The sequence below is a fragment of the Nocardia flavorosea NBRC 108225 genome (genome assembly GCF_001613385.1).
Lineage (GTDB): Bacteria > Actinomycetota > Actinomycetes > Mycobacteriales > Mycobacteriaceae > Nocardia > Nocardia flavorosea.
On the sequence record NZ_BDCG01000014.1, the window covers coordinates 90380 to 100850 of the forward strand.

Annotated in this window: 9 protein-coding genes; 3 read left to right on the plus strand and 6 right to left on the minus strand. The window is 66.2% G+C overall.

What is annotated here, in order from left to right:
- Window positions 1–77 precede the first annotated feature (77 nt).
- Together NFL01S_RS18120 and NFL01S_RS18125 are read left to right on the plus strand one after the other, a co-directional pair.
- Complete coding sequence (locus NFL01S_RS18120; protein WP_062976830.1) at window positions 78–455, plus strand: nuclear transport factor 2 family protein; 378 nt, start codon at window positions 78–80, stop codon at window positions 453–455.
- A gap of 206 nt (window positions 456–661) precedes the next feature.
- Window positions 662–1231 carry a carboxymuconolactone decarboxylase family protein gene (locus NFL01S_RS18125; protein ID WP_062976832.1) on the plus strand — a complete coding sequence of 190 codons (570 nt, stop codon included), beginning with the start codon at window positions 662–664 and terminating at the stop codon, window positions 1229–1231.
- Window positions 1232–1348: 117 nt separating this feature from the next.
- Here the strand turns inward: NFL01S_RS18125 and NFL01S_RS18130 are convergent, their stop codons facing one another.
- The 6 genes from NFL01S_RS18130 to NFL01S_RS18160 form a co-directional block, all read right to left on the minus strand.
- On the minus strand, window positions 1349–1807 hold the full coding sequence (locus tag NFL01S_RS18130; RefSeq protein ID WP_062976834.1) for a hypothetical protein: 459 nt from the start codon (window positions 1805–1807) through the stop codon (window positions 1349–1351).
- 100 nt (window positions 1808–1907) lie between these two features.
- Window positions 1908–3188 (minus strand): ATP-dependent Clp protease ATP-binding subunit ClpX, encoded by a 1281-nt coding sequence (clpX, locus tag NFL01S_RS18135; RefSeq protein ID WP_058856531.1) that lies wholly within the window; start codon window positions 3186–3188, stop codon window positions 1908–1910.
- Window positions 3189–3549: 361 nt separating this feature from the next.
- On the minus strand, window positions 3550–4218 hold the full coding sequence (locus NFL01S_RS18140) for an ATP-dependent Clp protease proteolytic subunit (RefSeq protein ID WP_051157257.1): 669 nt from the start codon (window positions 4216–4218) through the stop codon (window positions 3550–3552).
- A gap of 83 nt (window positions 4219–4301) precedes the next feature.
- Window positions 4302–4889, minus strand: coding sequence for an ATP-dependent Clp protease proteolytic subunit (locus tag NFL01S_RS18145; RefSeq protein WP_062976946.1), 588 nt, complete (start codon window positions 4887–4889; stop codon window positions 4302–4304).
- 457 nt (window positions 4890–5346) lie between these two features.
- Window positions 5347–6738, minus strand: a complete 1392-nt coding sequence (tig, locus tag NFL01S_RS18150; protein WP_062976949.1) for a trigger factor — start codon at window positions 6736–6738, stop codon at window positions 5347–5349.
- Between the two features lie 272 nt (window positions 6739–7010).
- On the minus strand, window positions 7011–7592 hold the full coding sequence (locus NFL01S_RS18160; protein ID WP_062976838.1) for an FKBP-type peptidyl-prolyl cis-trans isomerase: 582 nt from the start codon (window positions 7590–7592) through the stop codon (window positions 7011–7013).
- A gap of 370 nt (window positions 7593–7962) precedes the next feature.
- On the opposite strand from NFL01S_RS18160, the gene NFL01S_RS18165 reads away from it, so the two are divergent.
- On the plus strand, window positions 7963–10425 hold the full coding sequence (locus tag NFL01S_RS18165) for a phosphoketolase family protein (RefSeq protein ID WP_084492858.1): 2463 nt from the start codon (window positions 7963–7965) through the stop codon (window positions 10423–10425).
- Window positions 10426–10471: the final 46 nt, after the last annotated feature.

The window sequence follows — 10471 nt, forward strand, 5'->3', positions numbered from 1 at the left end:
GCCGTTCCCGGTGCCGGATCAGCACTCGGCTGCTACGCTCGCGAATCTAGAACACGTTCCAATTCGTAGGAGTGGTGATGGCACGGGAGATCCGCGACGTTGTCGAGCAGTACGTGAAACTGGTCGGCTCGGGGCCGGCCGAAGATATCGTCGCCCTCTATGCACCGGATGCCGTGATCGAGGATCCCATCGGTACCGAGCCCAAACAGGGCCACGACGCCATCCGGGAGTTCTACAACGTCGTCACGAGCCTCGAACGGGAAACCTCGCTCGCGCCGGAAACCGTGCGGATCGCCGGTAACCATGCCGCCTTCGTCTTCACACTGATCACCAAGTTCGACGGTCAGCGGATGACTCTGAGCCCGATCGATGTCATGGAATTCGACGCCGAGGGCCGGATCACCCGGATGCGTGCGTACTGGAGCGCCGACGATATGGCCGTCGAGCCGGAATGAGCCGCGATACGTCGGCTCTACTGCGCTGAGCCGACGTATCGCCGACCTCGGGGCTGCCCACGGCCGGGCCCCGGCCCCCATCACGCGCGGAAACTCCTGGAGATTCCGCGCGCCGGGCCGGCACCGTGGGCACCCCGGGCGTCACGCCGCGGGACCGCATCTCGTCCAGGTAGTAGAAGCATCCACCCGGACCGAGGAGACACCCGATGAGCACAACCCGTATCCCCGCACTCGCCCCGAAGGACGCCGGGCTGCTGACCAAGGCCATGTACTGGTTCGCCCGGCGCAAGGTCGGCGAAGTCCCCGAACCGTTCGCGGTCAGCGGCCACCACACCGGAATTCTGCTCGCCGGTGGAATACACGAACTCGTGGCGGAGCGGGCCTCCACCAAGCTACCCGCCAATATCCGGGAAATCGCCGTCTATCGGACGGCCTGGACCGTCGGCTGCTCCTGGTGCGTGGATTTCGGCACCATGTTGCAGCGCCTGGACGGCCTGGACATCGACCGGCTCGAGCACATCGACAAGTACGAGACCTCGCCGCACTACACCGACGACGAGCGAGCCGCCATCGCCTACGCCGACGCGATGACCGCGACCCCGATGACCGTTACCGACGAGCAGGTGGCCGACCTGGAACGCCGGTTCGGCAAGGCGGGCGTGATCGAACTGACCTACCAGATCGGCCTGGAGAACTCACGGGCGCGCAATAACCACGCGCTCGGTATCACCTCGCAGGGGTTCAGCACCGATTCGTGCCGGGTGCCGTGGGCCTGAGCGGGTCAGGCCGGGAGGCAGCAGCGAAGCGTAACCACACTGCGCCCCGCTCGTACCCCATGGATACAGCCTGAGCGGTCAGGCCTGGAGGCGGTGGCGAAGCCTTACCACCGCAGGTCAGATCACCCAGCACGCATAACCGATATGGGCGCCGCGGCCCACGAACACCTGTACCGATGGGGCTGTGCCGCCACCCGGCTGGGCCGCCTGCAGAGTGTGGTTCCCCTCGTAGGCGGGCACCCAGTTGATCAGCGCCAGCCCGCCTCCTGCGGGCGGAACCGTAGCGATCGGAATGCCGTTGTCGTAGAACGTCACCGGTGTCACCGCCTCGCTGAGCCGGGCCCGTAGCGTGTAGCTGCATCCGGTGCCGTAGTTCGTGCGGATCCCGACATTCAGATCCGGGGTCACACTGACCTGTATGACGGTGGCGGCGGCCGGCGGGGCGCCCAGCACAGCGGCGGCCACTGCCACCGCCAGCACACAGAAAACGGCACCCGCCCGGCCGAACCGTGCGGGCGCCGGGATATCGTCACATTGTTCGCGCCGTAAAACTCCGGTAAGCAGCTGTGTCGCCATAACCGCTCCTACATCGCACGAATGTCGAGTGGTGCCGACCATACAGCGGGTTCGCCGCCGACCAGGCCGGAACCGGCCTCGGAACGGTTGCGGTCGGGCGTCAGGCCGACTTGTCGCGGCGCTCCGGACGCTCGCGCTTGCGCGGAACGATCGTGGGCAGCACATTGTCGTTGACGGTATCCGCGTCCACGACGACCTTCGCCACATCGTCGCGGCTCGGGATATCGAACATCACCTGCTGCAGCACTTCCTCCATGATGGCGCGCAGGCCGCGCGCCCCGGTGCCCCGCAGAATGGCCTGATCCGCCACGGCCTCGAGCGCGTCGCGAGTGAATTCGAGATCCACACCGTCCATCTCGAACAACCGGATGTACTGCTTCACCAGTGCGTTCTTCGGCTCGGACAGGATCTTGACCAGCGAATCCTTGTCCAGGTTCGTCACCGACGCAACCACCGGCAACCGGCCGATGAACTCGGGGATCAGACCGAATTTGATCAGATCCTCCGGCATCACCTCGGAGAAATGATCGGTGGTATCGATTTCGGCCTTCGACCGCACCTCGGCGCCGAAACCGATCCCGCGATGGCCCGTACGATCGGAGATGATCTTCTCCAGACCGGCGAACGCCCCCGCCACGATGAACAGCACATTGGTGGTATCGATCTGGATGAATTCCTGGTGCGGATGCTTACGACCACCCTGCGGCGGCACGCTTGCCTGCGTACCCTCCAGAATCTTCAGCAGGGCCTGCTGCACACCTTCACCGGAAACATCCCGCGTGATCGACGGATTCTCGCTCTTACGCGCGATCTTGTCGACCTCATCGATATAGATGATGCCCGTCTCCGCGCGTTTCACGTCGTAATCGGCGGCCTGGATGAGTTTGAGAAGAATATTCTCGACATCCTCACCGACATAGCCGGCCTCGGTGAGCGCGGTGGCATCGGCGATCGCGAACGGCACATTCAGCATTTTTGCCAGCGTCTGCGCCAGATAGGTCTTACCGCAACCGGTAGGGCCGAGCATCAGAATATTGGATTTCGCCAACTCCACGCTTTCCCCGCGCGCGTCGCGGCCCTTGTCCCCGGCCTGAATACGTTTGTAATGGTTGTACACCGCGACCGCGAGCGTCCGTTTGGCCGTGTCCTGGCCGATCACGTAGTTCTCCAGGAAATCCCGGATCTCCGCCGGTTTCGGCAGTTCGTCGAGCTTGACCTCGCTCGATTCGGCCAGTTCTTCCTCGATGATCTCGTTGCACAGATCGATGCACTCGTCGCAGATGTACACCCCTGGTCCCGCAATGAGCTTCTTGACCTGCTTCTGGCTCTTCCCGCAGAACGAGCATTTGAGCAGATCGCCGCCGTCGCCGATGCGCGCCATCGTGTGGGTCCCTACTTCCTTGTTCGCGTGCAACCATCCGTCCAGCTGTCAGCCGGCCGCGCCCGCGGTGAAGCGAAATCCGGCGCTGTCACCCGGATCGAGGGGCGGTGCTGTCAACCGGGAACAAAGGTCCCTGGGTTTGACCGTACCCGGTGTGTGCGATCGGGGTCGACAACTCGGGCAGGTTTCTCATCGCGGTTGTGCGGGGTTTCACGCGGATACGGCGTCGTCGCGCGATTTCCACCGCGCGGGCCGCACGGGGCGTGTCGCACGTTCGCCGCCGCAACGGCGTGGCCGGGTCCCGCGGCCCGGCCGGCCCGGCGTACCGCGAACGACCACGGTGCGCCGGACCCGGCCACGCTCATTTCTGAGCGCTGAGCTTCCGGTAGTCGAACACCGTATCGATGATCCCGTATTCCTTGGCCTCCTCGGCCGTCAGGATCTTGTCGCGATCGGTGTCCTTGCGGATCGTGTCCGCGTCCTTGCCGGTATGGCGGGCCAGCGTGGTCTCCATCAGCCGGCGCATCCGCTCGATCTCGGCGGCCTGGATCTCCAGATCCGACACCTGCCCCTGGATACCGCCCTCGACCGACGGCTGATGGATCAGCACCCGCGCGTTCGGCAGGCAGGCCCGCTTACCGGGGGTGCCGGCGGCCAGTAGCACCGCCGCCGCCGACGCCGCCTGTCCGAGGCAGACGGTCGCCACATCGGCGCGCACGTACTGCATGGTGTCGTAGATCGCCATCAACGAGGTGAACGAACCACCCGGGGAGTTGATGTACATCGTGATGTCCCGATCGGGATCAAGCGATTCCAGTACGAGCAGCTGCGCCATGATGTCGTTCGCCGAAGCATCGTCGACCTGCACGCCGAGGAAGATGATGCGCTCCTCGAACAGCTTGTTGTACGGGTTGGATTCCTTGACGCCGAAACTCGAATGCTCGATGAACGACGGCAGGATATAGCGCGACTGCGGGCCCGCCGGGGCGAGGCCGCCCAGACCGGCGCGTGCAACGTTCGGATTGGCCATATTCGTCTCCAAGTCTATGAGTGAGCTGTCCGCTGAACACCGATCGCGGCCACCGCCCGCGCAGCGGCTCCGCGAACGACGTCCTAGTTGCCCGTGCCGCCCGCCTGGCGCGCACTGGTGATCACCTGGTCGATGAAGCCGTACTCCAGCGCCTGCTGGGGGGTGAACCAGCGGTCGCGGTCGGCGTCGGCGTTGATCTGCTCGACCGGCTTGCCGGTGTGCATCGCCTGCAACTCGTTCAGCTCACGCTTGGTGTAGGCGAACTGCTCGGCCATGATCGCGATATCCGCGGCCGAACCACCGATACCGGCCGACGGCTGATGCATCATGATCCGGGTATGCGGCAGCGCGAAACGCTTACCCTTCGCGCCGGCGGTGAGCAGGAACTGCCCCATGGAGGCAGCCAGGCCCATCCCGTAGGTCGCGATATCGCATTCCGCGAACTGCATGGTGTCGTAGATGGCCATTCCGGCGTTCACCGAACCACCCGGCGAGTTGATGTAGAGCGAAATATCCCGGGCGGGGTCCTCCGCCGACAGCAGCAGGATCTGCGCACAGATCTTGTTCGCGATGTCGTCGTCGACCTGGGTGCCGAGGAAGATGATGCGCTCACGCAGCAGGCGCTCGTACACGGAATCGCTGAGATTGAGCCCAGCGGTCGGAGCTGTCATGACCTCGGCTTGGTTGATTGTCACGGATACCTGCCTTCTCTCGCCGGCTCGTTGCTGTCACAAACATTAACGAAAGGTGGTGCGGCCGAACTCCCGGTCCCACGCCTATTCGCTGAGAGCGCAATTACACGGCATACGGTTCGTTGTCCATCGGTCTCGGATCTTCCGGCCTCGGCCCGCGATCCGCCGCGCGGTAATTTCGGAGCCGCTCCGCGGCTCGAGGGTAGGGCCCTCATGGGCCCGGTTCTTCACTCCTCCGCTCCTCCGCTTCGCTCCCCGCGCCAGAACCGGGCGGGCCCCGCCCGGGAAGGTGGGCCGTACGGGGGAGGTAATAGAAGGGAAGCCCTGAGAAACCTGAGGTGGGCATACCGAGGACAGGGAAAAGTTTCCGCGCATTCTCTGGATTGCCGACACCGCCTCTGGTCTCAGGGCTTCCGATCCGTACTACTGGTCAGGGCTACTCCTTGTCCGCGGTCTCCGCAGTCTCCGCGGTGGCATCCTCGGCGGTCTCGTCGTCGGCGGGCTTCGGGTTGCCGAACATCTCCTCGGTATCGACGGTATTGCCGTCCGAATCGGTGACGGTCACCTTGCCGACGATCTCCGCCAGGGCCTTGCCGCGGCGGACATCGGCGAAGACTGCGCCCAGCTGGCCGGCCTGCTGCACCTGCTGGATGAACTGCTCCGGCGCCATCCCGTAGCGCTGGGCCTGGAACAGGATGCGCTCGGTGAGCTCTTCCTGTCCGACCTGGGTGCCCTCGGCCTCGGCGACGGCATCCAGCAGCAGCTGGGTCTTCACCGACTTCTCGGCGGCTTCCTTGGTGTCGGCGTCGAATTCCTCGCGGCTGGAGCCCTGGGCTTCCAGTGCCGCGGCGAACTTCTCTTCGTCGTGGTCGAATCCGTGCACCGCGTCGTGCTCGACGGCGTCGATCTCGGCCTTGACCACGGCCTCCGGCAGCGGGACCTCGACGGTGTCGAGCAGCTTCTCGAGCACCTGATCGCGGATATCGCCGGCCTGCTGCACCTTCTTGTTCCGCTCGACGCGGGTGCGCAGATCGGCCTTCAGCTCGTCGATGGTGTCGAATTCGCTGGCCAGCTGGGCGAATTCATCATCGGCCTCGGGCAGTTCGCGTTCCTTGACCGATCCGAGGGTCACGGTGATGGCGGCTTCCTTGCCCGCGTGGTCACCGGCGACCAGGGTGGAGGTGAACTCCTTGGACTCACCGGCCGACATGCCGAGCAGGGTGTCGTCCAGGCCCTCGATCAGCTGACCCGAACCGACCTCGTGCGACAGCCCGGTGGTCGCCGCCTCCGGGACCTCCTCGCCGTCCACGGTGGCCGACAGATCGATGGAGACGAAATCGCCGTCCTGTACCGCGCGTTCGACACCCACGAGGGTCCCGAACCGCTGGCGCAGCGACTGCAGCTGCTCGTCGATATCCGCATCGGTGATCTCGATGGCATCGACGGTGACGGCGATGCTGCTGTAATCCTCGGGCAGGGCGATCTCCGGACGGATATCGACCTCGGCGGTGAACGCCAGCTCCTCACCGTCTTCGATCTTGGTGATCTCGATTTCGGGCTGCCCGATGACCTTCACCTCGGAGGTGGTCACGGCTTCGCTGTAGCGGCCGGGCAGCGCATCGTTGACGACCTGCTCCAGCACCGCGCCGCGACCCAGGCGCGCCTCGAGCAGCTTGGCCGGTGCCTTGCCCGGACGGAAGCCGGGAATGCGCACCTGCTTGGCCAGGGCCTTGTAGGCGCGATCGAAGTCCGGCTTCAGCTCCTCGAAGGGCACCTCGACATTGATCCGGACCCGGGTCGGGCTCAGCTGCTCGACGGTGCTCTTCACGGACATGCTCCTTGTTCTCGTCGGTTCGTCTTGACCTCGCCCGCCACGTGTTCCGTGCCGGTACGCGGTGATGGCGCGCGGTCTGGCGACAGCACGCGGGTACGCGCCGCCGGCGTACCGTCCGGAACGGCGAGCACCAGCGGTTTCACGCGCCCGGGATACGCATCCCGACCAGGGTAGTTGACCGGGTCGGGTGGGCTGCACGCCGGGAGGCGGTTGACGGCCTCCCGGCGGCGGGCGAGGTGGTTCACACCGGCGCCCACCAGCACGGCTCAGTCCTGGGGTACCGCCACGGCGTCGGTGACGAAGACCAGTGTCTCGTTGGGCGCGACCCCGTTGCCGCCTGCGCCGTACCCCAGATCCGGCGGGATGATCAGCAGCCGGCGGGCGCCCTGCTGAACTCCTTCGAGGCCCTGCTCCCAGCCGGGGATGACCATGCCGGAGCCGAGGGCCAGCTCGAAAGGTTCACCGCGATCGAAGGAGGAATCCAGCTTCTGCTTGTCCGACCAGGTGACCAGGGCGTAGTTCATGGTCAGCTGATCGCCGGCGGCCGCACCGGGCCCCGTGCCGGGAACCAGATCCTTCACGACGAGTTGTTCCGGCGGATCGCAATCGTCCGGGATGGTGATCTCGGGTACCTCACCGAAACCACCGGTGACGCCGATATCGTCGGCCGTGCATTCGCGACCCTTCGATGCGGTGGGCGCCCCTTGCGCGGACGCGCTCCGCGGTGCGGACGCCGCGGTCGTGGAGGTAGCGGTGGTCTCGGAAGCGTCGTCCGAACCGCATCCGGTGAGTCCGAACGCGGCCGCGCCCACGGCGGCGACGGCGATGATCCTGCCGAATATCTGCATCCGCCGAGCCTATGGTGCGCCCTCGTGCGTGTCGGAACCCCCTCGGCCGAACCCCGTGCCCCGGGCGTCGAGAACATCGAAACTCCGGGACCGGTCGCACAGGCACTTCGCCGGCAGGGTCCGCCTCTATCCTCCACCGCGAGCCGGGCAGGCGGAACCGCACTACGACGCCGCGGCGGTATTCGGCGGACGCCCCGGTTACCGGCCCGCTTCGCGGGTATGCCGCGGGCGAAACGCGGAGAAATCACTGCGGCGTGCACCCGCACGCAAGAATCGCCCCGGACGCGGCACACCTCCAGCTATCGTTGGGGGCGTCCGTACCGGCGTGCGGAGTGCCCGGCGCGACCACGACCTCCAGGAGGTTCGGCGTATGACGCAGTTGGCAAGTGCAGGTGGGGATACCGCTGCCGACAATCTCGCCGGTGACGGCGGTGAATCGATCGCGCCCCGCCCTTATGTGCTCTCGGCGACGGCGCAGGGACCGCTCGACGCCGACGAGCTGGAGCTCCTCGACGCGTGGTGGCGGGCGGCCAATTATCTCTCGGTCGGGCAGATCTATCTGATGGCGAATCCGCTGGTGCGCGAACCGCTGGCACCCGAACATGTCAAACCGCGGCTGCTCGGCCATTTCGGCACCGTTCCCGGCCTGAATCTGGTGTGGGTGCACGCGAACCGGGCGATTCTGGCGCGCAACCTGGACGCGGTGTTCGTGGCCGGGCCCGGGCACGGTGGGCCGGGCCCGAATGCGTGTGCGTGGCTGGAAGGAACCTATTCCGAGCTCTACAGCCATGTACCGCGCGATGCGGAAGGGATGCGGGCGTTGTTCGCGCAGTTCTCGTTTCCCGGCGGGGTGCCGAGCCATTGCGCGCCGGAGACACCCGGTTCGTTCCACGAGGGCGGGGAACTGGGCTATTCGCTGCTGCACGCGTTCGGTGCCGCCCTGGACAACCCGCATCTGACGGTGTTCTGCGTGGTAGGTGACGGTGAGGCCGAAACCGGGCCGCTGGCGGGCAGCTGGCATGCGAACAAGTTCCTGAACCCGGCCCGCGACGGCGCGGTACTGCCGATTCTCGCGCTGAACGAATACAAGATCGCCAACCCGACCCTGCTGGCCCGGATCCCCGAAGACGAGCTCTGTTCACTGTTGCGGGGCAACGGTTACGACCCGCTGATCGTCGCCGGCGGCGATCCCGCGCAGGTCCATCAGGATCTGGCCGCCGCCATGGATGCCTGCCTGGAGCGGATCGCGCAGATCCAGCGCGCCGCCCGCGACGGGACCGATACCGCCCGGCCGCACTGGCCGATGATCGTGCTGCGGACCCCCAAGGGCTGGACCGGACCGCCGCAGGTCGACGGGGAACCGGTAGAGGGCACGTTCCGCGCGCATCAGGTGCCGTTGCCCGCCGCCCGCCAGAACGCCGGGCACCGGGCCGTGCTCGAACAGTGGTTGCGGTCCTACCGGCCGGAGGAGCTGTTCGACGAGGCCGGCACCCCGGTCTCGGAATTGCGGCGGATGGTGCCGGTGGGAGCGAAACGGATGAGTGCGAGCCCCGTGGCCAACGGCGGCGAACTGGTCCGTGATCTGCGGCTACCCGACTGGCGCGAATACGCGGTGGATGTCGCCGAACCCGGGCGTACCGACCATGAGGCGACCCGCGTGCTGGGCGGCTGGCTCCGCGCCGTCACCGAACTCAATCCGGACAACTTCCTCACCTTCGCTCCCGACGAACTGGCCAGCAACCGGTTGCAGGACATTCTCACGGTCACCGGCCGTAACTGGCAGGCCGAGATCGGCCCCGACGACGTGAAACTCGACCGCACCGGCCGGGTCGTCGAAGTGCTGTCGGAGCATATGTGCCAGGGCCTGCTGGAGGGATATCTGCTGACCGGGCGGCACGGCGTCTTCACGTGCTACGAGGCCTTCGTCCATATCGTCGACGCCATGTTCAACCAGCACGCCAAATGGCTCGACGCCAGTGCTCAGGTCCCGTGGCGGCGGCCGCTGGCGAGCCTGAACTATCTGCTGTCCTCGCATGTCTGGCGACAGGACCACAACGGCTTCACCCACCAGGATCCCGGTTTCCTCGACGTGGTACTGAACAAGAAACCCGAGATCGTGCGGGTGTATCTGCCGCCGGACGCCAATACGGTGCTCTCGGTGTACGACCACTGCCTGCGCTCGCGGCACTACGTGAACGTGGTGGTGGCGGGTAAACAGCCGCAGCCGGACTGGCTGTCGGCCACCGACGCCGCGCTGCACTGCGCCCGCGGTATCGGGATCTGGGAGTGGGCCGGTAACCGCGACGAACCGGCCACCACCCCGGATGTGGTGCTCGCCTGCGCCGGCGATGTTCCCACCTTGGAAACCCTTGCCGCGGCCTCGATTCTGCGCGAAAAACTGCCCTGGCTACGAGTGCGGGTGGTGAACGTGGTGGATCTGATGCGCCTGCTGCCGACCGAGGAACACCCGCACGGCTTGCCGGACAGCGAATTCGACACTCTGTTCACCCGGGACTCCCCCGTGATCTTCGCCTTCCACGGCTACCCGTGGCTGATCCACCGGCTCACCTACCGCCGCACCAACCATTCCGGCCTGCACGTGCGGGGTTACAAGGAACAGGGCACCACCACCACACCCTTCGATATGGTCATGCTCAACGATCTCGACCGCTACCACCTGGTGATGGATGTGATCGACCGGGTACCGGCGCTACGGCAGCAGGCGGCGGGGTTGCGACAGGACATGGTGGATGCCCGGCTGCGGGCCCGGACCTGGACCCGGCAACACGGCGAGGACATCCCCGAGGTGGCGGACTGGCGCTGGCCCGCGTGAACCGGCACCGGCCCGGGGAGAACCGGCGCCGGCCCGGCCGAAACTG

Coding starts and splice junctions, on each gene's coding strand:
- NFL01S_RS18145 (WP_062976946.1), bottom strand. CDS start 4,889: ATGACAGCTCCGACCGCTGGGCTCAATCTCAGCGATTCCGTGTACGAG.
- NFL01S_RS18130 (WP_062976834.1), bottom strand. CDS start 1,807: ATGGCGACACAGCTGCTTACCGGAGTTTTACGGCGCGAACAATGTGAC.
- NFL01S_RS18160 (WP_062976838.1), bottom strand. CDS start 7,592: ATGCAGATATTCGGCAGGATCATCGCCGTCGCCGCCGTGGGCGCGGCC.
- clpX (WP_058856531.1), bottom strand. CDS start 3,188: ATGGCGCGCATCGGCGACGGCGGCGATCTGCTCAAATGCTCGTTCTGC.
- NFL01S_RS18140 (WP_051157257.1), bottom strand. CDS start 4,218: ATGGCCAATCCGAACGTTGCACGCGCCGGTCTGGGCGGCCTCGCCCCG.
- NFL01S_RS18120 (WP_062976830.1), top strand. CDS start 78: ATGGCACGGGAGATCCGCGACGTTGTCGAGCAGTACGTGAAACTGGTC.
- NFL01S_RS18165 (WP_084492858.1), top strand. CDS start 7,963: ATGACGCAGTTGGCAAGTGCAGGTGGGGATACCGCTGCCGACAATCTC.
- NFL01S_RS18125 (WP_062976832.1), top strand. CDS start 662: ATGAGCACAACCCGTATCCCCGCACTCGCCCCGAAGGACGCCGGGCTG.